Below are 24,984 nucleotides of genomic sequence, written 5' to 3'. Positions count from 1 at the left end.
ATTGACCGAGAAGCTGCGGCGTACTGGATTCCCCGCCTCCGCGGGGAATGACACCGTCTTTGGAGCGGCGGCTTTTGCCTTCCCGCCTACGCCGCCGCCTGCTCGCGCGGCTGGTAGATTGCCGTGTGCTGGCAATGGGCGAGCGGCGTCGTGCCGTTGGCGACCACCAGCGCGTCGAGCTCGACGAAGCGGTGGCCCTTCTTCTCGTAGTTCGCAATGACTTTTGCCCGCGCGGTGATCTCGTCGCCGGCGCGCGCGGCGGATAGCAGCTGCATGCGGCTGCCGACGTGGATCCACGGACCCAGGATGGTGTTGTCGACGAGGACGCGATTCATCACCCGCTGGATCAGGCCGGGATGGCCGAGACCCTCGCGCGCGAAGATCGGATCGGTCTCCCTGATGTCGGCGAGGTAGTCGGCCGCATCCTGCCCGGCCCAGCGGCGGGGCGTGGTGCCCAGCCATTTGCCCGTCTCGAACGTCGCGGGACTGACCGGCTTGCGTTCGGCGACTGCGGGCACCGCGACATAGTCGTTCAGCGACACCGCCGGCGCCGCCGCCGGCAGCGAGGCCGTCCCAGTCGCACAGAGTTCGGTCCGGCTGAACACCTCGATGGTCAGCAGCCCGTTGTGCTCGGTGGCATCGACATCGGCGGTCTCGCCGTCATAGACCGGCTTGATGAAGCGGGCCTCGACCAGTCCACGGGAGAGGAAGTCACGCCCCCAGCGCGCGATCGGCACGTGCATCATGTAGGCGAACACGTCGACGCCGGGGACCAGCCCGCCGGAAAAGCCGAAGCGGCGGGCCACATTGTCATCGTGCATCTTGTTTTCGGACTGTTTGGCGGTGTTGTAGGCCTCGACGCGCCAGGTTTCGAGCCGGTTCGGCATGGCTTGGCTTTCCCATATTCTTATTGTTTCAGGAGCGATCGTAGGGCCTGAGGAACCACGGTCAATCCCCTCGCCTTTGCCGCCCGAATGCGGTACCACGCGGCGGAATGACCGAGACCCCGACCCGCATCTATGTCGACGCCGACGCCTGCCCTGTGAAGGACGAGATCTACCGCGTCGCGATCCGGCATGGCGTGCCCGTGAGCGTCGTCGCCGGCAATTTCATCCGCGTGCCGCAGGACCCGCTGATCGAGCGCATCGCGGCCGGCGCCGGCATGGATGCGGCCGACGACTGGATCGCCGAGCGCGCCAGGCCGGGCGACGTGGTCGTGACCTCGGACATCCCGCTGGCGAGCCGCTGCGTGAAGGCGGGCGCCGACGTGATCGCGCCGAATGGCAAGCCGTTCACCGAAGAGTCGATCGGGATGACGCTGGCGGTGCGCAATCTGATGACGGATCTGCGCTCGGCCGGCGAAGTCACCGGCGGCCCGCGATCGTTCGCGCCGCGCGACCGCTCCGCCTTCCTGTCCGCGCTCGACCAGACGCTGCGGCGGATCGCACGGCGTCGCGCTGATGCGGCCGCAACGAGTCAGGGCTGAGCATGGCGCCGCCGCTGATCCAACTCAAAGACATCAGGCTGACCTTCGGCGGCACGCCACTGCTGTCAGGCGTCGAGCTCAATGTCGCGCCATCCGAGCGGGTCTGCCTGATCGGCCGCAACGGCTCCGGCAAGTCGACCCTGCTGAAGATCGCAGCCGGCCTGGTCGAGCCGGATTCCGGCACGCGCTTCGTGCAGCCTGGCGCAACGGTGCGCTACCTGCCGCAGGAGCCGGATTTCGGCGCGCACAAGACCACGCTCGCCTACGTCGAGTCCGGGCTCGCGCCCGGCGACGACCAGCACCAGGCGCGCTATCTCCTGGAGCAGCTTGGCCTCACCGGCGAGGAGAACCCGCACGACCTCTCGGGCGGCGAGGCGCGCCGCGCGGCGCTGGCCTTTGTGCTGGCGCCCTCGCCCGACATTCTGCTGCTGGACGAGCCGACCAACCATCTCGATCTCGCCACCATCGAATGGCTGGAACAGGAGCTCGACTCCAGGCGCAGCGCACTCGTCATCATCAGCCACGACCGCCGCTTCCTCACCAATCTCTCGCGCTCCACCGCCTGGCTCGACCGCGGCAGGATCAGGCAGATCGACCGCGGCTTCGCCTCGTTCGAAAGCTGGCGCGACGAGGTGCTCGCGGAAGAGGAGCGCGACCAGCACAAGCTCGACCGCAAGATCGTCGACGAGGAGCACTGGCTGCGCCACGGCGTCTCGGGCCGGCGCAAGCGCAACGTCAAGCGGCTCGCCAATCTGCATGCACTGCGCGACCAGCGCCGCAATTATCGCGGCACGGCCGGCACCGCCAGCCTCGCAGCCAGCGAAGCCGAGCAGTCCGGCAAGCTCGTGATCGAGGCCAAGGGCATCAGCAAAGCCTACGGCGAGCGCAAGATCGTCGAAAATTTCTCCACCCGGATCCAGCGCGGCGACCGCCTCGGCATCATCGGCCCGAACGGCGCCGGCAAGACCACGCTGGTCAACCTGCTCACCGGCGGCATGCAGCCGGATTCCGGGACGATACGTCTCGGCGCCAATCTGGAGACGGCCACGCTCGACCAGCATCGCGAAAGCCTCGATCCCAAATCGACGCTGGCCGAGGCCCTGACCGGCGGCCGCGGCGATCAGATCATGGTCGGCGGCAAGCCGAAGCACGTCGTCGGCTACATGAAAGACTTCCTGTTCGCGCAGGAGCAACGCGGCACGCCGGTGGAGGTGCTCTCCGGCGGCGAGCGGGGCCGGCTGATGCTGGCGCGCGCGCTGGCAAAGCCGTCGAACCTGTTGGTGCTGGACGAGCCGACCAACGATCTCGATCTCGAGACGCTCGACGTGCTCGAGGAGATGCTCGGCGATTACGAGGGCACGGTGATCCTGATCAGCCACGACCGCGACTTCCTCGACCGCGTCGTCACCGCCGTGATCGCGCCGGAGGGTAACGGCAAGTGGATCGAATATGCCGGCGGCTACAGCGACATGCTGGCGCAGCGCGGCGCGGATCTCAAGCGCGAGACGGCGAAGGCGCAAGCGCCAGTGGAGAAGAAAGAGGAGCGCGCCGCCGCTCCCTCCTCGGCACCCAAGCGCAAGCTCAGCTTCAACGAGAAGCATGCGCTGGAAACGCTGCCGAAGAAGATGGAAACGTTGCAGGTCGACATCGCGAGGCTGCAGCGCTTGCTCGACGATCCCAATCTCTATGCAAAAGATCGCAAGAAATTCGACGACACGTCAGCCGCGATCGCCAAGGCGCACGAAGAACTGTCTGCCGCCGAAGAGCGCTGGCTCGAACTTGAAATGCTCCGTGAAGAGATTGAACAGGCATAACTCATGACAACAACTCTTGCCGCCAAGATCGCCCGCGAATACGGCACGCCCTGCGCCGTCATCGACATGGACCGGGTCGAACGCAACATCGCGCGGATCCAGAAGGCCTGCGACGAGGCGGGAATTGCCAATCGCCCCCACATCAAGACGCACAAGAACCCGACAATCGCCAAGATGCAGGTCGCGGCCGGCGCCAAGGGCATCACCTGCCAGAAGCTCGGCGAAGCCGAGATCATGGCCAATGCCGGCATCGACGACATCCTGATCAGCTATAATCTTCTCGGCGAAGAGAAGATGGCCCGGCTCGGCGCGCTGCAGGCGAAGGCCAACATGACAGTGGCCGCCGACAATTCCACCGTCGTCGCGGGGTTGCCGAAGGCGGCCGCGGCGTCAGGCCGCCCGCTCTCGGTCGTGGTCGAATGCGACACCGGGCGCAAGCGCGCGGGCGTCGAGACGCCGGCCGAAGCGATTGCGCTGGCGCGCGAGATCGCTTCGTCCAACGGGCTCGAATTCGCCGGCTTCATGCTCTACCCCACCGAGACCGGCTGGGCGGATGCGCAAAAATTCTACGACGAGGCGCTGGCCGGCGTGCGCGCGCACGGGCTCGATGCAAAGATCGTCTCGACCGGCGGCACGCCGAACCTCGTCAACATCGGCAAGCTCAAGGGCGGCACCGAACATCGCTTCGGTACCTACATCTATAACGACCGCATGCAGGTCGCCGCGGGCTCGGCGACCTGGGACGATTGCGCGCTGCACATCTATTCGACCGTGGTGAGCCGCGCCGCGCCCGAGCGCGGGATCCTCGACGCCGGCTCGAAGACGCTGACCACCGATACCGGCGGGCTCGACGGCCACGGCCTGATCCTGGAGCATCCCGAGGCCAAGATCGCCAAGTTCGCCGAGGAGCACGGCTTCCTCGACCTCTCCCGCAGCAACACAAGGCCGAATGTCGGCGACGTCGTCCGCATCGTGCCGAACCATGTCTGCGTCGTCGTCAACATGATGGACGAAGTCGTCATGGTCCGCGGCGAGGAGATCATCGGTACGCTGCCGGTGGCTGCGCGTGGGAAGTTGCGGTAACGGCGGGCACGCTGCCGTAGGGTGGGCAAAGCGAAGCGTGCCCACGACTTTCCCGTCGTACCGGCGAAAGATCGTGGGCACGGCGCTTCGCGCCTTTGCCCACCCTACGATTTCTGCGATTGGTCGAGCCACCCCAGCACGCCCCTGCCCGCCGCAGCCCCCGTCGCGAACGAGGCCTGCAGCAGATAGCCGCCCGTGGGCGCTTCCCAGTCCAGCATCTCGCCGGCCGCGAACACACCGGGCAGCTTGCGCAACATGAAGTGCTCGTCGAGCTCGTCGAAAGTGATCCCGCCCGCGGTCGAGATCGCGCGATCGATCGGCGCTACTCCGGTGAGCTGAACCGGAACAGCGTTGACCAGATGCGCCAGCTCGGCCGCCGAGAACGCGGCCAGCGGCCGTCCCGATGCAATGGCGGCCTCCTGCATCAGGCCGATGCCGACCGGCGAAAGCTGCGCCGCCTTGCGCAGGAAGTTCGCCAGCGATTGTTTTCCGCGGGTGCCTGACAGCCGTGTCGTCAGCGCAGCAACGTCGAGATCGGGCCGCAACGCGATCATGAGCGTCGCCTGCCCAAGCCCCAGCACGGCCTCCCGCAGCTCCGCCGACAACGCGTAGATCGCGCCGCCTTCGATGCCGCTACGCGTGATCATGGCTTCGCCGCGCACCGTATGCGCGCCGATCGTCAACGCCACGCCCTTGAGCGGCTGGCCCTCGAAACGGTCGCGGAACACATCGGACCACGCGACCGTGAAGCCGGAATTGGCCGGCCGCAGCTTCGAGACGGCAACGCCTTTGGCAGCGAGGAGCTCGACCCAGCCGCCATCCGAGCCCAGGCGCGGCCAGCTTGCGCCGCCGAGCGCCAGCACCGTCGCACTGGCCCCGATAGCATGTGCGCCTTCCGGTGTTTGAAACGCCAAACGCCCTTCCCCGTCCCATCCGGTCCAGCGATGGCGGAAGGCAAACCGCACACCGCCCGCATCGAGGCGCCGCAACCAAGCGCGCAGCAAGGGCGAGGCCTTGAACGCCTTGGGAAACACGCGTCCGCTGCTGCCGACGAAGGTGGTCTCGCCCAGCGTTTCGCTCCAGGCCCGCAGCGCATCCGGCGGAAATGCCTCGACCGCCGCTTGCAGCTTCGGTGCAGCCTCGCGATAGCGCGCCATGAACTGCGGCAGCGGTTCGCTGTGGGTGAGATTGAGCCCGCCGCGGCCCGCCATCAGGAATTTGCGCCCCGCGGATGGCATCGCGTCGTACACGGTGACACGGGCGCCGCCTTGCGCCAGCACTTCCGCCGCCATCAGCCCGGCGGGACCGGCACCGATGACGGCGACGTCGGTCAGAGCTTGATCCCCGCCCGCGCTGCGGCCTGCGCGACGTATTTCTGCGTCTGCTCGAACGCGCCCTGCAGCGCCCTCGCCTTCGACATGTCGCTGATCTCGGCGAAATGCGCGGCGATCGCATCCGGCGTCCACTCCGACTCCGGCAAGTTGATGCCTTCGCTCTCCAGGATCTTGATCACCGCAAACGAGCCGGCCCCCGCGCCCATGATGGTGCGGGTCGGCGCATCCTCGCTCAGCATGTACTCGACAGCGGGCGTGATCGCGTTCGGCTTCATCAGCTGCAGCGCCTGCGGCGGCAACAGCTCCTCGGTCATGCGGGTCGCCGCCGTCGGCGAGATGATGTTGACGCGGATGTCGTTCTTGCGGCCCTCCTCGGCGAGCACGTTCATCAGGCCGACCATGCCGGTTTTCGCGGCGCCGTAATTGGCCTGGCCGAAATTGCCGTAGAGACCGGAGGACGACGTCGTCAGCACGATGCGGCCGTAATTGCGGTCGCGCATGCCGGCCCAGGCCGCCTTGCAGCAATAGAAGGTGCCGACGAGATGCACGTCCAGCACCTTCTGGAAATCGGCGACCTCCATCTTGCCGAACGACTTGTCGCGCAGGATGCCGGCATTGGCGCACAAGAGGTCGACGCTGCCCCACTCCTTGGTGGCGCGCTCGACCATGGCGGTGACCTGCTCGAAATTGGAGACATCGGCGCCGTCGGCCATCGCGGTGCCGCCGGCCTTGCGGATCTCCTCGACCACCGCTTCGGCCGGCGACAGCGAGCCGCCGGTGCCGTCGCGCGCGCCGCCGAAATCGTTGACCACCACCTTCGCGCCGCGGCTGGCCAGCCCCAGCGCATGCGCGCGTCCGAGACCATTGCCTGCGCCGGTGACGATGGCGACGCGTCCGTCGAACCTGATTGCCATGAGTGCGTTTCCCAGATGTTAGCCGTCATGGTCGGGCTTGATCCGGCCATCCATCAAAATCGACAGGCTTTTGAGCAGCGATGGGTTGCCGGGTCAAGCCCGGCAACGACAGCGCGGGCCTTACGCGAAATAGATCAGGCCGAGCCAGTCGGCGACGAGCGCCGGCTTGTCCTCGCCTTCGATCTCCACGGTGACGTTGGTGCGGGACTGCAGCTCGTTCGGCTTGCGCAGCTTGGCCTCCGTCAGCACGAAGCGGCCGCGGACGCGCTTGCCTGATCGCACCGGCGAGATGAAGCGCAGCTTGTCGAAGCCGTAATTCACGCCCATCGTGGTGCCGGCGATGACGGGCATCACCTCGTAGGACATGATCGACAGCAGCGACATCGTGAGAAAGCCGTGCGCGATGGTGGTGCCGAAGGCGGTTTCCTTCTTCGCGCGGTCCGGATCGACGTGGATGAACTGGTGATCCTCGATCACGTCGGCATAGCTGTCGATGCGGGGCTGGTCGATCAGGTGCCATGAGGACACGCCGATCTCCTTGCCGACCATGGCCTGATAGGCCTGAAGCGTAACAGGCGGCTTCTTCCAGACTTCGTTCACTTAGGTCTCACTCCGTGTCTTCGCCAGCTCCGGAAAATCCTCCTCACGGAATTCCCGGCCGCGCAGCGGATCGTTGCGATCGTTGTCGCGTTCGAGCCGTCGTAGCTGGACGCGGCGGATCTTGCCAGAGATCGTCTTCGGCAGCTCGGTGACGATTTCGAGGCGGCGGATGCGCTTGAACGGCGCCAGACGCGCGTGCAGGTGCTTGAAGATCGACAGCGCAGTCTCCGGCGTCCGTTCCGCGCCTGCGGTCAGCAGCACGAACGCCTTGGGGATCGCGAGCCGGATTGGATCCGGGCTCGGCACCACCGCAGCTTCCGCGACGAGCTCATGCTCGAGCAGCACGCTCTCCAGCTCGAACGGGCTGATGCGGTAGTCCGACGACTTGAACACGTCGTCGGATCGGCCGACGAAGGTCAGGTAGCCGTCCTCATCCGCGAATACGACGTCACCACTGCGATAGAGCGCGCCTTCGGCGCCGGACAATTTGCCATCGTCGCCCTGATAGCCCTGCATCAAGCCCGCGGGTCGGTCATCGCCGAGCACCAGCGTCACCTCGCCCTCTTTCGCCGGGTTACCGTCGGCGTCGCTGATCTGCACGCGATAGCCCGGCAGCGGGCGGCCCATTGAGCCGATTTTGATGGGCTGGCCCGGCGAGTTGCCGGCGAGCGCCGTGGTCTCGGTCTGGCCGTAGCCGTCGCGAATGGTAAGGCCCCAGGCGGCCTGCACCTGGTCGATCACTTCAGGATTGAGCGGCTCGCCAGCACCGCAGACTTCGCGCAGGGCCACCTTGAACGAGGCCAGGTTCTCCTGGATGAACAGCCGCCACACGGTCGGCGGCGCGCACAGCGTGGTGACGCCGCAGCGGCCGATGGTGGCGAGCAGGCCTTTCGCGTCGAAGCGCGGCTGGTTGACCACGAACACGGTCGCACCTGCATTCCACGGCGCGAAGAAGCAGCTCCAGGCATGCTTGGCCCAGCCGGGCGATGAGATGTTGAGATGGACGTCGCCGGGCTTGAGGCCGATCCAGTACATGGTGGAGAGATGGCCGACGGGATAGCTGCGCTGGCTGTGCCGGACGAGCTTTGGTTTTGCCGTCGTGCCCGAGGTGAAATAGAGCAGCATCGGGTCGTCGGCATTGGTCGGACCATCAGGCGCAAAACTTTCGGAAGCTTTTGCTGCTTCGTCATAGGCAAGCCAACCATCGGAAGGCACGCCGACGACGATACGGACGATATTCTCCGCACCGAGGCTTGCGAATTTTGCGACCTGGTCTTGCGCGGCGACCACCGCCCTCGCCTTGCCGCGATCGAGCCGGTCGCGCAGCTCGTCAGCGGTCAGCAGCGTCGTGGCGGGAATGACGACTACGCCGAGCTTCATCGCGGCAAGCATCGTCTCCCACAGCGGAACCACGTTGCCGAGCAGCAGCAGGAGATGATCACCGCGCTTCAGGCCCTGCGCGCGGAGGAAGTTCGCGACCTGGTTGGAGCGGCGCGACAGCGCCGCGAAGGACAGCTTCGTCTGCTTGTCCTGCGCAGCGTCGACGATCCAGAGCGCGGGCCGATCCTTGCTGTCCGCAAGGGCCGCGAGCTCGGCGTCGAACCAGTCGAGCGCCCAGTTGAAAGGAACCGGATCGGGCCAGCGGAAACCCTTGACCGCGGCCTCGTAATCCGTGCGGTGTTGCAGAAGGAACGCGCGTGCTTCCTGGAATGTGGTCATCAAGCTTTCCCGGCTAAACTCCTAACGTGCTTGATAATTCCGGAAAAATCCACCCCGCCCTGGCCGGCTGCGTCGAAAGACTGATAGATCTCCTGGGCATGCTTGCCGAGCGGCGTCGCCGCGCCCGCGGCCTTCGCCGCATCCTGCGCCAGGGTGAGATCCTTCACCATCAGCGCGGAAGCAAAACCCGGCTTGTAGTCGTTGTTGGCGGGCGAAGTCGGCACCGGGCCCGGTACCGGGCAATAGGTCGTCAACGACCAGCACTGGCCTGACGAGGTCGAGGCGACGTCGAACAGCGCCTGATGCGAGAGCCCGAGCTTTTCGCCGAGCGCGAAGGCCTCGCTCACCGCGATCATGGAAATGCCGAGGATCATGTTGTTGCAGATCTTGGCGGCCTGGCCCGCACCGGCGCCGCCGCAATGCACGATCTTCTTGCCCATGTTCTCGAGCACGGGCTTTGCCGCGGCAAATGCCCTCTCCTCCCCGCCGCACATGAAGGTGAGCGTCGCGCCCTTGGCGCCGCCCGTGCCGCCGGAGACCGGCGCATCAACCGAGAGTACGCCGTGCTTGGCGGCGAGCGCATGCGCGGCCCGCGCGCTTTCGACGTCGATGGTGGAGCTGTCGATGATCAGCGCACCCTTGGCCATGGCGGGCACGACCTCGTTCCAGACGCCGAGCACGTGCTTGCCGGCGGGCAGCATGGTGACGACGACGTCGGCGCCCTTCACCGCGGCGGGCGCGCTGTCGGCGATGCCGGCGCCATCGGCCTTGGCCTGATTGCGCGAGGCCTCGACCAGGTCGAACGCCACCACCTTGTGGCCGGCCTTGACGAGGTTGGCCGCCATCGGGCCGCCCATGTTGCCGAGACCGATGAATGCGATCGTGGCCATTGTCGTTTCCTCCGCTGTCGCGTTGTTAGTTGAACTTCAGCTCGTCGGCGCCGATCTCGGCGAGATACGGCGCAAGCATCTGTGGCGTCACGTCCTCGATCCGTGGTGGCGACCAGGTCGGGTTGCGGTCCTTGTCGATCACGGCGGCGCGCACGCCCTCGCGAAAATCGTCGCTGCGGAAGACTTCCAGCGCGGCGCGATACTCGCGCACCAGGCACTCCTCCAGGCTCGATGAAGCGCGCGCGAGCCGCAGCAGCTTGAGTGTCACCACCATGCCGCGCGGCGATTTTTCGTTGAGCGTCTTCAGCGTCGCCAGCGGGAAGTCGGAGCCGTCGCGCGTCAGCGCCGCGAAGATGTCCTCCATGCGGTCGAAGCCGAACAGCGCGTCAATAATCGGCTCCTTCGCAGCCACCGGCCCCGCGGTCTCGCCAGTCGCGAAGCGGCCGATGAGCTTGCCGATGTCCGTGGCGGTCGCGCCGGAACGGACCTTGGTGAGCGCCTCGCGCAGCTCCGGCAAACTCGCCGCCGGCACCACCCAATCGGCAAACTTCGCGTGGATCGCATCCGGCCCGTTCATGGTCTGGCCGGTGAGCCCGAAATAGGTGCCGATCTCGCCCGGCGAATGCGACAGCAGGTAGGTGCCGCCGACATCGGGGAAGAATCCGAGCCCGACCTCCGGCATCGCCAGCTTCGTTCGGTCCGTGACGACGCGATGGCTGGCATGGGCGGACAGACCGACGCCGCCGCCCATGACGATGCCGTCCATGAAGGCGACATAGGGTTTTGGAAACTTCTTGATCCGGGCATTGAGGATGTATTCCTCGCGCCACAGGATCTTGCCGAGGTCGCCGCCAGCCTTCGAGCTTTCCCAGAGCGTGCGGATGTCGCCGCCGGCGCAGAGGCCACGCTCGCCGGCGCCTTCGAGCAGGATCACGCTGACTGCGGGATCCGCTTCGAAGCGATCGAGCGCCTTGTCGATGTCGCGAAACATCTCCAGCGTGACGGCGTTGATGGCCTTGGGACGGTTGAGCCTGATGATGCCGGCCGCGCCTTCGACGCGCGCGATCAGATCGCCCTCTTCCGCTCCGCTCATCGCGCGCCCTCGATCAGTTTGCGCGCCACGATGAGCCGCATGATTTCATTGGTGCCTTCGAGGATCTGGTGCACCCGCAAGTCGCGCACGATCTTCTCGATGCCGTACTCGCTGAGGTAGCCATAGCCGCCGTGAAGCTGCAGCGCATGGTTGGCGACCTCGAAGCCGATATCGGTGCCGAAACGTTTCGCCATGGCGCAGAGCATGGTGGCGTCGGGGTCCTTGCGATCGAGCGCCGCGGCGGCGCGCCACAGGAAGGTGCGCGCAGCCTCGAGCTCGATCGCCATGTCGGCGAGACGGAACTGCAGGGCCTGGAATTCGTCGAGCCGTTTTCCGAACGCCTTCCGTTCCTTCATGTAGCTGCGCGCCTTGTCGAGCGCGGCCTGCGCGCCGCCGAGCGAGCACGCGGTGATGTTGAGACGGCCGCCGTCCAGGCCTGCCATCGCGATCTTGAAGCCTGTGCCCTCCTCGCTCAGGCGATTGGCCACAGGCACGCGGGCGTTCTCGAATATCACCGCGCGGGTCGGCTGCGCGTTCCAGCCCATCTTGCGCTCATTGGCGCCGAACGAGACGCCGGGTGTCTTGCCGTCGATCACGAGGGTCGAGATGCCGCCGGGGCCATCGCCGCCGGTCCTGACCATCGCGACCAGCAGATCGGTGCCGCCTGCGCCGGAGATGAACTGCTTCTGGCCGTTGAGGACGTAGTGGTCACCGTCGCGCACCGCGCGGGTGCGCAAGGCTGCCGCGTCCGAGCCGGCGCCAGGCTCGGTCAGGCAGTAGCTCGCGATCAGCTCCATGGTGCAGAGCTTCGGCAGCCATTGGTGGCGCTGGGTGTCGCTGCCGAAGGCATCGATCATCCAGCTCGCCATGTTGTGGATGGAGATGAAGGCCGAAGTGGTCGGGCAGCCCGTCGCCAGCGCCTCGAAGATCAGCGCCGCATCGAACCGCGTCATGGCAGAGCCGCCGACATCCGCGCGGATGTAGATGCCGCCCATGCCGAGCGTTGCGGCCTCGCGCATCACGTCGACGGGGAAATGCTTCTCCTCGTCCCAGCGCAGCGCGTGCGGCGCGATCTTTTCCGCCGCAAACGCCAGCGCCATGTCGCGAATTGCGATCTGATCCTCGTTCAGAGCGAACTGCATGCTGCCGCTTACCTTCTTCCCGTCATTGCGAGCGCAGCGAAGCAATCCAGACTGTCTCTGCGGAAAGACCCTGGATTGCTTCGTCGCAAGGGCTCCTCGCAATGACGGCTGAGGGAGTTTACTTCATCAGCGGGATCGAGAACTCCGCACCTTCCTTGACGCCGGACGGCCAGCGCGAGGTCACCGTCTTGGTCTTGGTGTAGAAGCGGATCGAGTCCGGGCCGTGCTGGTTGAGGTCGCCGAAGCCGGACTTCTTCCAGCCGCCGAAGGTGTAATAGGCGATCGGCACCGGGATCGGCACGTTGATGCCGACCATGCCGACATTGACCTTGGCCGCGAAGTCGCGCGCGGCGTCGCCGTCGCGGGTGAAGATCGCAACGCCGTTGCCGTAATCATGCTCGGACGGCAGCGCCAACGCTTCCTTGTAGTCGTGCGCGCGCACGACCGAGAGCACGGGCCCGAAGATCTCTTCCTTGTAGATCCGCATGTCCTTGGTGACGTTGTCGAACAGCGAGCCGCCAAGATAGAAGCCCTTCTCGTAGCCCTGCATCTTGAAGCCGCGACCGTCGACCGCCAGCGTCGCACCTTCCTTGATGCCGATGTCGATGTAGCTCTTGACCTTCTCGACCGCCTCGCGCGTGACCAGCGGACCGTAATCGGCCGACGGATCGATCGAGGTGCCGATCTTCAAGGATTCGACGCGCGGGATCAGCTTCTCCATCAGGCGGTCGGCGGTGGACTTGCCGACGGGAACCGCGACGGAGACGGCCATGCAGCGCTCGCCGGCTGAGCCGTAACCTGCGCCGATCAGCGCGTCGACGGCCTGGTCCATGTCGGCGTCGGGCATGACGATGGCGTGGTTCTTGGCGCCGCCGAAACACTGGCAGCGCTTGCCGGTCTGGGCGGCGCGCTCATAGATGTACTGAGCGATCGGCGTGGAGCCGACGAAGCCGATGGCCTTGATGTCGGGGTCGTCGAGGATGGCGTCGACCGCTTCCTTGTCGCCGTTGACGACGTTGAGGATGCCGGCTGGCAGGCCCGCTTCCATCATGAGCTCAGCGAGCAGCATCGGCACACCGGGATCGCGCTCCGACGGCTTCAGGATGAAGGCGTTGCCGCAAGCGATCGCGGGGGCAAACTTCCACATCGGGATCATGGCCGGGAAGTTGAACGGCGTGATGCCGGCGACGACGCCGAGCGGCTGGCGCATCGAATAGATGTCGATGCCGGGGCCGGCACCTTCGGTGTACTCGCCCTTCATCAGGTGCGGAATGCCGCAAGCGAATTCCGCGACCTCGAGGCCGCGCTGGATGTCGCCCTTGGCATCGGGCACGGTCTTGCCGTGCTCGCGCGCGAGCAGCTCGGCGAGCTTGTCGTAGTCGCGCTGAACCAGCTCGACGAATTTCATCATGACGCGGGCACGGCGCTGCGGGTTGGTCGCGGCCCATTCGGGCTGCGCGGCGCGGGCGTTCTCGACGGCGGCGCGAACCTCGGCCTTGGACGCCAGCGCCACCTTGGCCTGCACGTCACCGGTCATCGGCTCGAAAACGTCGGCGGTGCGGCCAGAGGTGCCCTTGACCTCCTTGCCACCGATGAAATGTCCGATTGAACGCATTGAATGGTCTCCTTCAGGCCGAGCGTGGTCGCTTTGACAAATCCTATCGACCTGCATTTTATAGGATTCAAGTCTGAGATAATGCACCATAGATGTGCGAAAATGCTGGATCAAGGCGCTATCGATTGGGACGACTTCCGCTTCGTGCTGGCCATCGTGCGGGGCGGCTCGGTCTCGGCTGCGGCAAAACAGCTGGGGGTCGACCATGCCACGGTGATCCGCCGCGTCGACCGGCTGGAGAAGCACCTCTCGGCCAAGCTGTTTGACCGGCGCAAGACCGGCTACCTCCTGACCGAGGCCGGCCAGCGCGTCGCCGACAGCGCCGAAGCCATGGAATCCACCATCGTGGCCAACCAGGAGCAGGTCGGCGGCTCCGTCGCCCGGCTGACCGGGACGGTGCGGATCGGCGCACCCGACGGGTTCGGCACCGCCTTCCTGGCGCCGCGGCTGGCGCCGTTCGCGGACCGCTATCCCGATCTCGATCTGCAACTTGTGGCCACCGCGCGGCTGTTCAGCCTCTCCAAGCGCGAGGCCGACATTGCCATCAGCCTGACCATGCCGAAAGAAGGCCGCATCGTTGGCCGCAAGCTGCTGGATTACCGTCTCGGCCTCTATGCCGCCCCCGCCTATCTCGACCGCTTTCCGAAGATCGCCTCACGTGAGGTGCTGCCGCAGCACCGCTTCGTCGGCTATATCGAGGAGCTCCTGTTCACGCCGGAGCTCGACTATCTGCCGCAGGTGTCGCCGCGGATCTCGGCGCGGTTTCGCAGCGCCAATCTGATCGCCCAGCTCAACGCCACGCTCTCAGGCTTCGGCATCGCGGTGCTGCCGCATTTCATGGCCAGCGACTATCCGCAGCTCAAAGCCGTGCTGCCGGAGGAGATTTCGATCACGCGAACGTTCTGGATGCTGATGCACGCCGACAGCAAGGATCTGGCGCGGATCAGGGCCGTGGCGGATTACATCAGCGAGATTGTCGAGCGCGAGCGGGCGTTGTTTGCAGGGCGATAGCGCCTAGTTCTTCGCCTTCTTCGCGGCGGCAATCTTCGGTTCACGCTTTGCGCCCTCGAGCGCGTGGTCCCGGCCGGCCTTCAGCATCTCGTCGGACAATTCGCTCGAGCCGGCGATGCGCGCCAGCAGCATGGTGCCGGCCATCGTCGCCAGCGTCGCGATCGCCTGCTTGCGTGCCGCCTTGCGCGGCATGTTCGGGATGGTGTCGGTCAGGGTCTCGATCATCTCATCCAGCTTGCCGGCAAAGGCCTTGCGTGTCTTCGGGCTCTCGCGGGCGATCTCGGCTCCCAGCGCGGGAATCGAGCAGCCGTGACCGGGATTGTCGCGATGCAGCGTGGACAGATAGCTTTCCGCGATCAGCGCCAGCCGTTTTTCGGGCGCGGCCTCGCCGGTGAGCTTGCGCCAGTGTTCCATCGAACGGTCCATGGCGTAGGCAAAGGCCTCGATCACCAGCGCCTCGCGGGAATCGAAATGGGCGTAAAAGCCGCCGTGGGTCAGCCCCGCCTCCTTCATGAGGTCGGCGACGCCGATACCGTGGGCGCCCTTCTCCCGCAGCCGCACCGAGGCCTTCTTCACGATGCGATCGTGGGTTTCCTGCTTGTGTTCCCGGGAATAGCGCATGCGGAGCTCATTGGATGTCGAAGATCATCTCATAGCACGCAAATGACGAAATGGGTGCATTAATTCATGTTAAGTTGTTGCGCTGATCATGGAAAAGGTTGCAGTTGCATGGACCGCCAGGGCCCCCTTGCCGTCGCGCACGAAACCCTCGGTGTAGCTGGTCTGGCGTCCCAGCTTGATCACCTTGCCTTCGGCCGAGATCAAGCCGGAGCGGACCGACAGCGGGCGCAGGAAGGTCATCTTCAGGTCGAGGGTCACCGAACTCTGCCCGGCTTCCAACCGGGTCGAGATCGCGCATCCCATCGCAGTATCGATCAGTGCCGCCGCGGTCGCGCCGTGCAGAAGGCCGATGGTATTCTCGAGATCCTCGCGCGGCTCCAGCTCCATGACGATCCGCCCCGGCTCGACCACGGCCATGATGAAGCCGATCAGCTTGGCGAAGGGCGGCGGCGGCAGCCGGCCGTCGCGGATGCCCAGCATCGCCTCCATGCCGGACAACCCCCTGGCCGCCCGCGCGACCGGCGCAGGCACCTGCCAGTCCACCACGCGTTCGCGCCGGTGCGTGGGCGAAAACAGGTCGAGTTGATCATTACCGGTCATGGCAGCCTCTTTAAATGATATACATCATACTATGCCACGGACTTCGCGCTGGCAACTCCGCTGCCCTGCCCGCTTGACAAGCCGGGGGTTTCGGCCCGGAAGTGATCCGGACCGGCGCACCTCGCGCATGTCCACGAAACCTTTCGAGATCCCACGATGGAAATGCTCAACCAACACTGCGGCATCACGCGCGATGCTCGCGGCGTCGTTCACGTCGCCATCTGCAACGCCGGCCCGCTCAACATTCTCGGCTCGCCCGTGACTGACGCCGTGCGCGAAGGCCTGCAGCAGCTCGCATCCGACCGCGACATCCGCGTCGTGGTGCTGCGCGGCCAAAGCGAGAAGAGCCTGATCGGCGGGGCCGACATCAAGGAGATGGCCGGACTCGACCAGACTTCCGCCGAGGCCTTCATCAGCCGCCTGCGCGATCTGTGCGAGGCCGTGCGCCAGTTCCCGGCCCCGATTATCGCACGCATGCCCGGCTGGTGCCTCGGCGGCGGGCTCGAAGTGGCGGCAGCCTGCGACTTCCGCATCGCCGCGCATGATGCCCATTTCGGCATGCCGGAGGTGCGCGTCGGCATCCCCTCGGTGATCCATGCCGCGCTGTTGCCGCGCCTGATCGGCTGGGCCCGTGCGCGCTGGCTGGTGATGACGGCGGAGAACATCGATGCCCCGACGGCACTCGCCTGGGGGCTGATCGACAAGGTCGCCGCTCCCGGCGAGTTGGATGCCGAGGTCGAGCACGTCGTCACCGCACTGCTCGCATGCGGCCCCGAGGCGCTGCGCTCGCAAAAGGCGCTGCTGCGGCAGTGGGAAGAGCTGCCGTTGACGGAGTCGGTGAATTTGAGCGTGAAGGTGTTCGGCGAGTCGTTCCTGACGGACGAGCCGACGCGGCTGATGGGCGCGTTTGTGACCCGGAAGCGGTAGGTGCTCCAAAGACGGTGTCATGCCCCGCGTAGGCGGGGGCATCCAGTACGCCGCTGCCCATCGGTTTAATTACGCTCGTCTCTGGAATACTGGATCACTCGCCTTCGCGGGTGACGACAGTGTACCGTGGGGTAAGCACCTCCGCCACCGCCCAACAAATCTCATCCGACCCACGACATTTTCTCATCCCCGCCGCGGTTGCATTTTTTGCGCCGCATCATATGATGATCGTCATCTTACCCGCCATCGCCAGGGAGTTCCATCATGGCCGAAGCCGCCGATCCCGTCGTCATCGTCTCTGCCGCACGCACCCCGCTCGGCCGCTTCATGGGCGAATTGTCGCCGCTGGCCGCGCACAAGCTCGGCTCACACGTGATCGGGGCGGCGCTGGAGCGCGCCAGGCTTGCGCCCGAGAAGGTCGACGAGGTCTTCATGGGCTGCGTGCTGCCGGCAGGGCAAGGCCAGGCGCCGGCGCGGCAGGCGGCACGCGCAGCGGGTCTGCCCGATGCGACCGGCGCGACCACCGTCAACAAGGTCTGCGGTTCCGGCATGAAAGCGACCATGCTGGCGCACGACATCATCCGCGCCGGCTCCGCCGAGATCGTCGTCTCCGGCGGCATGGAGAGCATGAGCAACGCGCCCTATCTGCTGGCCAAGGCACGGGGCGGCTATCGCGTCGGCCATGACCGCATAATCGACCACATGATGATGGACGGCCTTGAGGACGCCTACGAGACCGGCCGCTCCATGGGCGACTTCGGCGAGGCGACCGCAGAGGCCTATCAGTTCACCCGCAAGGACCAGGACGCCTATGCGATGGAGACGCTGAGCCGCGCCCGCAAGGCCGTCGAGGGCGGCGCGTTCAAGGCCGAGATCGCGCCGATCACGCTGACGGAAAAAGCCGGGCCGCGCGTGATCGCCAATGACGAGCATCCGCTCAAGGTCGACCCTGCCAAGATCCCCGGATTGAAGCCGGCGTTCCGCGCCAACGGCACCATCACCCCGGCCGCCTCTTCCGCCAATGCCGACGGCGCCGCCGCGCTGGTGCTGACGAAGCGCTCGCTCGCCGATCGCGGCGGCCTGCCCGTTCTCGCCGAGATCAAGGGCCACGCCACCCACAGCCAGGAGCCGCAATGGTTCACCACGGCGCCGATCCCGGCAATCCGCAAGCTGCTCGACAAGGTCGGCTGGGCTGCGCCCGATGTCGACCTGTTCGAGATCAACGAGGCCTTCGCGGTGGTGGCGATGGCGGCGCAGCGCGACCTCGGCATTCCCCGCGACAAGCTCAACGTCAATGGCGGCGCCTGCGCGCTGGGCCATCCCATCGGCGCCACCGGCGCGCGGCTGATCGTGACGCTGCTGCATGCGCTGGAGGCCAACAACCTCAAGCGCGGCATCGCCGCACTCTGCATCGGCGGCGGCGAAGCCACGGCGATCGCGGTGGAACGACCCGCCCACTGATGCAGAGTCCTGAAACGAGGGAACTCTGTCATTTGCGACAGACTCATCCCGTGTCATTCTCCAGACTGACGCAGGTCTGTTGCGGCCTGCCCATCAACGTTGAGGCCCAATGATCTCGAACTGGCTCGCGGCAGCACTGTCCCGCCGCAACATTCATTATGGCTGGGTGATGGTCGGCGTGACCTTCCTCGCCGCGCTGATCAGCGCCGGCACGGTCGGCGCGCCCGGCGTCTTCATCGTTCCCCTGCAAAAGGAGTTCGGCTGGAGCACGGCGGAAATCTCGTCCGCGCTGTCGATCCGCTTCATCCTGTTCGGGTTGATGGCGCCGTTCGCGGCCGCCCTGCTCAACCGCTATGGCCTGCGCAACGTCACGCTGGCGGCACAGCTGATCGTGGTCTCGGCGCTCGTGCTCTCGCTCGGCATGACGGAAGTCTGGCAGCTCATTGCCCTCTGGGGCGTGGTGATCGGCATCGGCACGGGCATGACCGCCTTGGTGCTCGGCGCGACCATCGCCACGCGCTGGTTCGCTGCACGGCGCGGCCTCGTGATCGGCATCATGACGGCGAGCGTCGCGACCGGCCAGCTGGTGTTCCTGCCGCTGCTGGCGAGCCTCACCGAACGCTACGGCTGGCGTCTCGCGCTCGGCCTGGTCTGCATCATGCTCGCTATTTCGTCGCTGGCGGTGCTGCTTGCTATGAGCGACCGGCCGAGCGATGTCGGCCTGCGGCCGTTCGGCGACGAGGGCACCGAGCCCCTGCCCGCGCCGCCGGTCAGCCACGGTTCGATCACGGGCGTTGCGCTCGGCACGCTGCGCGACGCCTCGACGTCGATGGCGTTCTGGATCCTGTTTGCGACCTTCTTCGTCTGCGGAGCCTCCACCAACGGGCTCGTGCAGGTGCACCTCATCCCGATGTGCCTCGATTTCGGCATCCCGCAGGTGCAAGCGGCGAGCCTGCTCGCCGCGATGGGCATCTTCGACTTCTTCGGCACCATCATGTCGGGCTGGCTGTCGGACCGCTACGACAATCGCTGGCTCCTGTTCTGGTACTACGGCCTGCGCGGGCTTTCGCTGATCTTCCTGCCGTTCAGCGATTTCTCGTTCTACGGCCTCTCGGTGTTCGCGATGTTCTATGGTCTCGACTGGATCGCGACGGTGCCGCCGACGGTGCGTCTCACCGCGCAAAAGTTCGGGCCCGAGCGCGCCAATCTGGTGTTCGGCTGGATCTTCGCCGGCCATCAGCTCGGCGCCGGCGCGGCGGCGTTCGGCGCCGGGTTCTCGCGCACCGCCTACCAGAGCTACCTGCCCGCCTTCTTCATCGCCGGTGCGCTCTGCGTTTTCGCGGCCTTGATCGTGCTGGCGCTGTCGCGGCAGCCGAAACTGCAGCCGGCTGCGGCCTAGCACCTGATGGTGAGAGGACCGCCGCCAAGCACTCGGGGGTGTCAACATCCACGTGCAAGGCGGCGGTCCTCAGGCGCGAGAACTTGGGGAGTTCTAGGGCCTGAAGGAAGGATAGCGGTGGCGATACCCTGCCACCAGCGGAGAACAATTGCTGCTTATGGAAAATTGTTACGGATGAAGCGCGGTCACCTGGTTTCCTTCTTCAGTTCGATCGCGACCTCCGACATCCAGGAACCCGGTGCCTCCATCAGGAAGGACTGGCGATTGCTCTGGGTCTTGATCGTCACCAGCGCGGCTACCGTGTTTCCCTCAATACGCGCTTCGATCAGGCCGTCGTTGTTCGTGCCAGAGACCTTGCCGCCTTGCCGGTATTCGCTCTCGAACCAGTTGCCGGAAAGCTCCGTCCCGCTCTGCTCGATATTCGCGGACAGGACCATCTTGTAGGCATCGCTGGCACAGCGCAGGTCGAGTGTCAGCGACCGTCCGGGCCTGGTGACGTTGTATGATACTTTACAGCGGACCTTCTCACGCGGACCGTCGGACGGCTTCATCGTGCCGGTGCCCGACCATGCGCCGGCCAGACTGTCGAACACCGGCTCTGCGCTGAGCGGACCGGTGCCGACGAGCGCGAGGCAGACGGCGCCAATGCCCATGCGCGCCGTCAAAGACTTCAAAACCATTCTGCCGATCCTGATCCGTGGAGTATGGGCCACCGTAGGCCCGAATAGCCGCGGGATGTTGACGAGGATGTCTAGAAATGTTGCAAAGATTGCCTGAACGTTGCCGGGACCGGCACATCGAGTACACGCCAAGATGTACCCAGGGGAAACAAATGCCTGCTCCGTCCTCCGAACCCATCATCCCAACCGCCCCATTGACCGCCGAGATGCGCGATGCGCTGCGCGCTATCGTCGGCGACAAAGGCCTGATCGAGGACGAGCACGGCAAGCAGCCGTTCGTGACGGATTGGCGCGGATTGCTGGTCGGCAACGCCGGGGCCGTCGTTCGCCCTGGGAGCACCGAGGAGGTCTCCAAAGTAGTCCGGCTCTGCCATGAGCATGGCGTGGCGATCGTGCCGCAGGGCGGCAATACCGGCCTGATGGGCGGGGCAACGCCCTGGCCTGCGCACACCGGCATCGTGCTGTCGCTCGGCCGCATGAACCGCGTGCTGGAGGTCGATCCCGTCGGCTATACGATGACGGTCGAGGCCGGCTGCGTGTTGCAGACGCTGCAGGAGACCGCGAGCCAGCACGACCGCTTCCTGCCGCTGAGCCTCGGTGCCCAGGGCTCCTGCATGATCGGCGGCAATCTCTCCACCAATGCCGGCGGCGTGCAGGTGTTGCGCTACGGCAATGCCCGCAATCTCGTGCTGGGGCTTGAGGTCGTCTTGCCGAGCGGCGAGGTCTGGAACGGATTGCGCGCGCTGAAGAAGGACAACACCGGCTACGACCTCAAGCATCTGTTCATGGGCGCCGAGGGGACGCTGGGCATCATCACCAAGGCTGTGCTCAAGCTGTGGCCGGCGCCCAAGGACGTCTGCACGGCGTGGCTGGCGGTTCGCGATCCCCGCGCGGCGCTGGAAATCCTGTCCGAGGCACACGCGGCATCCGAGGACAATGTCGGCTCCTGCGAGTTGCTCAGCCGGGCCGCCATCGACCTCGCCCTGCGCCACATTCCCGGCACGCAGGACCCGCTGAAAGCGGACACGCCCTGGTATCTGCTGCTGGAATGGTCGTCGGCGCGCCCGCGCCAGGACGGAACCGAGGGCATGTCCGGTAAGATGGAGCAGTTTCTCGCAGATCAACTCGAAGCCGGCCGCGTGCTGGATGCGACGATCGCGCACACATTCGGTCAATCGCGCAACATGTGGCGCATCCGCGAAGCCATGGCGGAGGCCTCCCGCGCCGAGGGACCCGGGATCAGTTTCGACGTGTCGGTGGCGATCTCCAGGATTCCGGACTTCATCGAGAGGGGCCTCGAGGCCGTGCTCGACATTCTCCCGACCATCCGGCCCTACCCGCTCGGGCATATCGGCGATGGCAATCTGCACTTTTCGTTCATGGGACCGAAGGGCATGGACCAGCAGACGCTGAATCAATACGCGGCCGCCATCACGCGAGCCGTGAACGATCTCGTCACCTCCATGGGCGGCTCGATCTCGGCGGAGCACGGCATCGGCATCGACAAGCTCGACGAGCTCAGCCATTACCGCTCCAAGACAGAGCTCGACATCATGCGCAGCATCAAACGTGCGCTCGATCCTGAGAACATCATGAACCCCGGCAAGGTGCTCCGGCTCTGACCTAGAACTTCGCGCCGGGGCCACCTGGACCACCCGGCGGCCGGCCACCGCCGCCTGATGGCGGCGATGTGCCCGACTTCAGCTCGGCCGCCGTCACTTTACAGTCCGCGTTCCTGTCATATCGGCCGATGAAGCGGCTCGGCTTGTCCACGAACTCCTGCCGGCTCACCTTGCCGTCGCGATTGTCGTCGAAATATCCCAACTCCGCCTGGGCGAATGTCCGCTCGGCGCGGCGGATGGCAGGGAATTCCGACGCGCCCAGAAAGCCGTCCCGGTTCTGGTCGGCAAACCGGAACAGCTGCTCCATGTAGCGCTTCCATTCATCGCAAGTGTAGGTGCCGTCGCGATCGTAGTCCCATATCAACGGCCCGTCGGGAAGCGGATCGACGGGCGGCGGCGATGCGCCTGCCGGAGGCGTCTGTGCGCGTGGCTGTGAGATGCAAAGGAGAGAGACTACGCCGACCAGCAAATAACTGGTGGCTCGTGATGGGCGCGTCATCTGAGTGAACCGGAGATCGGAAGCTGCATGCTGGACCGAGCAACCAATCGCCGGCGGCGACAGTGTGGCCCCGACCTGCCCAGCAATCGACTGATACAAATCGGGCGCGCCCGAGGCCCGGACAGCCGCAAGGAAGTTGACGAGGATGTTTACAGATGTTGCGGAGATTGCCTGAACGTTGCCGGCCGGCGCGTCAATCGGTGATGAATCCAATGCCATCGCGACGATCTTCCGTCGGCCCCGTCCGGCCGTAAATGCGGTTGATGTTGCCGATCAAATTGGCCTGCGCGTCGCTCGCGCCGACAAAGCCGTCAGTCGGCCGGGACAGCTCTCTCGGGCTCACGGCGCGGACCAGGTACGGCGTCACGAGAACGACGAGCTCGGTCTGATTGTTGACGAAATCCTGGCTGCGGAAGAGCGCGCCCAGCAGCGGCACCTGCATGAGGCCGGGCAGGCCATTCACGGCACGCTTGGTCTGGTCCTGAATGAGGCCCGCGATCGCCATGGAGCCGCCGGAGGGAATCTCCAGCGTGCTCTCGGCCCGGCGCGTCTTGATCGACGGCACGGTCAAGGAGTTGGTGGTCGTGTCGCTCACGGCCTGGGACAGAGTAATCGAATTCTCGTTCGAGAGGTCCGACACCTCGGTCATCAAATGCAGACTGATGCGGCCCTCCGCGAGCACGACCGGCGTAAAGCTGAGCGCCATTCCGAACTTCTTGAAGCTGATCTGCGTGGTGCACACATGGGTGGTCGGATCGCAGGAATAACCTGCGGGAACCGGAAATTCGCCGCCGGAAATGAAGGTCGCCGCCTCTCCCGAGATCGCCGTCAGCGTCGGCTCCGCCAGGGTGCGCACCACCCCCGCATTCTCCATCGCCCTCAGCGTCGCGGTCGTTCCACCCGCCGAAAGCGAGACACTGTTGCCGTCGACGAGATTCTTGCCATAGGCCGTGAACGGGTTCGCATTGGTCAGGCTGACCACCGAGGTACCGGAGCTGAGACTCGTGCTGAGATCGACGCCCAGCTGCTTGATGATCTGGCGGGAGACCTCGGCGACCGTCACCTTCAGCATCACCTGATCACGGCCCCGAACCGTGATCGAGTTGACGACCTTGTCGGCGCCGCCCGTGAGGCGCGCGGCGATGTCGTTGGCCTGCTGGGCCTCGACGGGCGTCGCGGCAGTACCGGTCAGGATGACGCCGTCGCCGACGCCGTCGATCTGGACGTTGGCGGCGGGAAGCGCCCGTTTCAACGCGGCGCGAACGCCGTTCAGGTCACGCTTGACGGCGATGTCATAGGCCCTGATCGACTGGCCGGCATCGTCGAAGAACACCACGCTGGTCTGACCGACCGCCGCGCCGATGACATAGGCGCGCTGCGCCGATCGCAGCACGACGTTGGCGATCTTGGGGTCCGCGACCAGCACGTCCTTCACCTCGCGCGGAAGGTCGATCACGAAGGATTTGCCGACGCCGAGCGACACGAACTGCCCATCTGACTGGCCGGTCGCATCCTGCTGTCTCGAGATACGGCGGTCGGCAGCCCCCACCGCCGAAGGCGATGGACAGGACACCGCAGCCAGAACGATGAGCAATGGGAGCACGCGCCTGAACGCTCCCGACAACGATCCGGCTCTGCCATACATGACGATCATCCTCAACGTCCAGTCCCACGGAAGATGCCACGGAGCTCCGCGCAGATTGCGGGATCCAAGTGGCATCAACGCGGGTTTAACGTCGCAGGTCGGCCGTTCGGTCGCCATTACAACAAACGAAACAAAACAGAGGAGAGCGATACACGCCGGAAAAGAAACGCCCGGCGCGCACTCGATCCGTAAATCGCGCAAGATCTCCGGCCGCAACGGAGCCGGGCACCCTCACCCTTTCTCAGCCGCGCGGGTTGACCACAGCATAGCCGCGCAGCGAGCGCGCGTGAATGCGGGTCGCGCGGCCGCCCGAATTGGCATCATACGCCATCCACATATCGCCGCCGAGGTGCTGCTCCAGAACGAAGACGTGGCCGCGGCGGGCGGCGACCATCCCGGGCGCCGGCGACGTCCGCGGGAAGCGCAGCCAGTTCGAGGCCAGATTCAATTCCGGAACGATACGACCAAACACGCGCAGGGACGCGCCGCAGCCGCAGAAGGACGAGGGGCACCCGGCCGGACGCCCGCCAACAATCCGGTCATTCGAGACAATCGTTGAGGTGGCAGTAGTCCCCACGTCAGTCACCGTCATTCGCGTCGAGCGATAGGCTTGCAACGCGTTTCCGGGAGCCCGCTCGCGGCGCGCTTGCGAATACGAGAAGTCGCAGGGCATGGTGACGTTGCATTCGGGCGCTTGAAGGCTGCGATAGGGCCGTGCTTGCGAGGCGGCGCAGGTACAGACAATGAGAATGCACGCAGAAAGAACTCGTTTGATCATTGCAGGTCTCTGAGTTGGAGATCCTGCCCCGGCCGGGAGAAGCCAATATCG

22 protein-coding genes and 1 pseudogene are annotated in these 24,984 nt (G+C 65.6%); 8 read left to right on the top strand and 15 right to left on the bottom strand.

What is annotated here, in order from left to right; all coding sequences use genetic code 11:
* Positions 1–86 precede the first annotated feature (86 nt).
* The gene (locus tag BDOA9_RS19940; RefSeq protein ID WP_025035731.1) at positions 87–887 is read right to left on the bottom strand and encodes a hypothetical protein; all 801 of its coding nucleotides are present in this window, start codon (positions 885–887) and stop codon (positions 87–89) included.
* 107 nt (positions 888–994) lie between these two features.
* Here BDOA9_RS19940 and BDOA9_RS19935 point away from each other — a divergent pair, with 107 nt between their 5' ends.
* Genes BDOA9_RS19935 through BDOA9_RS19925 form a run of 3 tightly spaced genes read left to right on the top strand, consistent with a single transcriptional unit; the run spans position 995 to position 4,383 of the window.
* On the top strand, positions 995–1,486 hold the full coding sequence (locus tag BDOA9_RS19935; protein WP_025035730.1) for a YaiI/YqxD family protein: 492 nt from the start codon (positions 995–997) through the stop codon (positions 1,484–1,486).
* Between the two features lie 2 nt (positions 1,487–1,488).
* Complete coding sequence (locus tag BDOA9_RS19930; protein ID WP_025035729.1) at positions 1,489–3,300, top strand: ABC-F family ATP-binding cassette domain-containing protein; 1,812 nt, start codon at positions 1,489–1,491, stop codon at positions 3,298–3,300.
* Between the two features lie 3 nt (positions 3,301–3,303).
* Complete coding sequence (locus BDOA9_RS19925) at positions 3,304–4,383, top strand: D-TA family PLP-dependent enzyme (RefSeq protein WP_025035728.1); 1,080 nt, start codon at positions 3,304–3,306, stop codon at positions 4,381–4,383.
* A 104-nt stretch (positions 4,384–4,487) separates the two neighbouring features.
* Here the strand turns inward: BDOA9_RS19925 and BDOA9_RS19920 are convergent, their stop codons facing one another.
* From BDOA9_RS19920 to BDOA9_RS19885, 8 genes and pseudogenes are all read right to left on the bottom strand, one after another.
* Positions 4,488–5,717 (bottom strand): NAD(P)/FAD-dependent oxidoreductase, encoded by a 1,230-nt coding sequence (locus tag BDOA9_RS19920; protein ID WP_082847925.1) that lies wholly within the window; start codon positions 5,715–5,717, stop codon positions 4,488–4,490.
* A complete protein-coding gene (locus tag BDOA9_RS19915) occupies positions 5,714–6,631 on the bottom strand; it encodes an SDR family NAD(P)-dependent oxidoreductase (protein ID WP_025035726.1) in 918 nt (305 codons plus the stop codon). Before BDOA9_RS19915 ends, BDOA9_RS19920 begins: the two co-directional genes overlap by 4 nt.
* A gap of 120 nt (positions 6,632–6,751) precedes the next feature.
* On the bottom strand, positions 6,752–7,231 hold the full coding sequence (locus BDOA9_RS19910) for a MaoC family dehydratase (RefSeq protein ID WP_025035725.1): 480 nt from the start codon (positions 7,229–7,231) through the stop codon (positions 6,752–6,754).
* Positions 7,232–8,950 carry an AMP-binding protein gene (locus tag BDOA9_RS19905; protein WP_025035724.1) on the bottom strand — a complete coding sequence of 573 codons (1,719 nt, stop codon included), beginning with the start codon at positions 8,948–8,950 and terminating at the stop codon, positions 7,232–7,234. It abuts the gene before it with no gap.
* A pseudogene (mmsB, locus tag BDOA9_RS19900) lies at positions 8,950–9,852 on the bottom strand (3-hydroxyisobutyrate dehydrogenase); the annotation flags it as partial. The gene BDOA9_RS19905 and the pseudogene mmsB, both read right to left, overlap by 1 nt.
* 13 nt (positions 9,853–9,865) lie before the next feature.
* Positions 9,866–10,933 carry an enoyl-CoA hydratase/isomerase family protein gene (locus BDOA9_RS19895; RefSeq protein WP_025035722.1) on the bottom strand — a complete coding sequence of 356 codons (1,068 nt, stop codon included), beginning with the start codon at positions 10,931–10,933 and terminating at the stop codon, positions 9,866–9,868.
* Positions 10,930–12,075 (bottom strand): isobutyryl-CoA dehydrogenase, encoded by a 1,146-nt coding sequence (locus BDOA9_RS19890; protein WP_025035721.1) that lies wholly within the window; start codon positions 12,073–12,075, stop codon positions 10,930–10,932. Before BDOA9_RS19890 ends, BDOA9_RS19895 begins: the two co-directional genes overlap by 4 nt.
* 118 nt (positions 12,076–12,193) lie before the next feature.
* A complete protein-coding gene (locus BDOA9_RS19885) occupies positions 12,194–13,690 on the bottom strand; it encodes a CoA-acylating methylmalonate-semialdehyde dehydrogenase (RefSeq protein WP_025035720.1) in 1,497 nt (498 codons plus the stop codon).
* A 102-nt stretch (positions 13,691–13,792) separates the two neighbouring features.
* Between BDOA9_RS19885 and BDOA9_RS19880 the strand changes: the two genes are divergently transcribed.
* Positions 13,793–14,701 carry a LysR family transcriptional regulator gene (locus BDOA9_RS19880; RefSeq protein WP_025035719.1) on the top strand — a complete coding sequence of 303 codons (909 nt, stop codon included), beginning with the start codon at positions 13,793–13,795 and terminating at the stop codon, positions 14,699–14,701.
* A 3-nt stretch (positions 14,702–14,704) separates the two neighbouring features.
* On the opposite strand, the gene BDOA9_RS19875 is transcribed toward BDOA9_RS19880, so the two are convergent.
* Positions 14,705–15,322, bottom strand: a complete 618-nt coding sequence (locus BDOA9_RS19875; protein ID WP_025035718.1) for a TetR/AcrR family transcriptional regulator — start codon at positions 15,320–15,322, stop codon at positions 14,705–14,707.
* A 69-nt stretch (positions 15,323–15,391) separates the two neighbouring features.
* A complete protein-coding gene (locus BDOA9_RS19870) occupies positions 15,392–15,922 on the bottom strand; it encodes a PaaI family thioesterase (RefSeq protein WP_025035717.1) in 531 nt (176 codons plus the stop codon).
* 156 nt (positions 15,923–16,078) lie between these two features.
* Here BDOA9_RS19870 and BDOA9_RS19865 point away from each other — a divergent pair, with 156 nt between their 5' ends.
* From BDOA9_RS19865 to BDOA9_RS19855, 3 genes are all read left to right on the top strand, one after another.
* Complete coding sequence (locus BDOA9_RS19865; protein WP_025035716.1) at positions 16,079–16,849, top strand: enoyl-CoA hydratase; 771 nt, start codon at positions 16,079–16,081, stop codon at positions 16,847–16,849.
* Positions 16,850–17,113: 264 nt separating this feature from the next.
* A complete protein-coding gene (locus tag BDOA9_RS19860; protein ID WP_025035715.1) occupies positions 17,114–18,310 on the top strand; it encodes an acetyl-CoA C-acyltransferase in 1,197 nt (398 codons plus the stop codon).
* Between the two features lie 109 nt (positions 18,311–18,419).
* Positions 18,420–19,709 carry an MFS transporter gene (locus tag BDOA9_RS19855; RefSeq protein WP_025035714.1) on the top strand — a complete coding sequence of 430 codons (1,290 nt, stop codon included), beginning with the start codon at positions 18,420–18,422 and terminating at the stop codon, positions 19,707–19,709.
* Positions 19,710–19,894: 185 nt separating this feature from the next.
* Here the strand turns inward: BDOA9_RS19855 and BDOA9_RS19850 are convergent, their stop codons facing one another.
* Complete coding sequence (locus tag BDOA9_RS19850; RefSeq protein WP_244521498.1) at positions 19,895–20,362, bottom strand: hypothetical protein; 468 nt, start codon at positions 20,360–20,362, stop codon at positions 19,895–19,897.
* A gap of 179 nt (positions 20,363–20,541) precedes the next feature.
* Here BDOA9_RS19850 and BDOA9_RS19845 point away from each other — a divergent pair, with 179 nt between their 5' ends.
* Positions 20,542–22,011, top strand: a complete 1,470-nt coding sequence (locus BDOA9_RS19845; protein WP_025035712.1) for an FAD-binding oxidoreductase — start codon at positions 20,542–20,544, stop codon at positions 22,009–22,011.
* A gap of 1 nt (position 22,012) precedes the next feature.
* Here the strand turns inward: BDOA9_RS19845 and BDOA9_RS36835 are convergent, their stop codons facing one another.
* The 3 genes from BDOA9_RS36835 to BDOA9_RS38905 form a co-directional block, all read right to left on the bottom strand.
* Positions 22,013–22,729 carry an EF-hand domain-containing protein gene (locus BDOA9_RS36835; RefSeq protein WP_082847851.1) on the bottom strand — a complete coding sequence of 239 codons (717 nt, stop codon included), beginning with the start codon at positions 22,727–22,729 and terminating at the stop codon, positions 22,013–22,015.
* Positions 22,704–24,230, bottom strand: a complete 1,527-nt coding sequence (locus tag BDOA9_RS19835) for a type II and III secretion system protein family protein (protein WP_244521497.1) — start codon at positions 24,228–24,230, stop codon at positions 22,704–22,706. The genes BDOA9_RS36835 and BDOA9_RS19835 overlap by 26 nt, the downstream gene beginning before the upstream one ends.
* Positions 24,231–24,396: 166 nt before the next feature.
* Positions 24,397–24,933, bottom strand: coding sequence for a hypothetical protein (locus BDOA9_RS38905; protein WP_025035709.1), 537 nt, complete (start codon positions 24,931–24,933; stop codon positions 24,397–24,399).
* Between the last annotated feature and the right edge of the window lie 51 nt (positions 24,934–24,984).

It is taken from the genome of Bradyrhizobium sp. DOA9 (genome assembly GCF_000617845.2).
In the GTDB taxonomy this organism is placed as follows: Bacteria; Pseudomonadota; Alphaproteobacteria; order Rhizobiales; family Xanthobacteraceae; genus Bradyrhizobium.
Note: the sequence above shows the minus strand (reverse complement) of the source record. Positions and strands in the feature narration are given on the sequence as shown.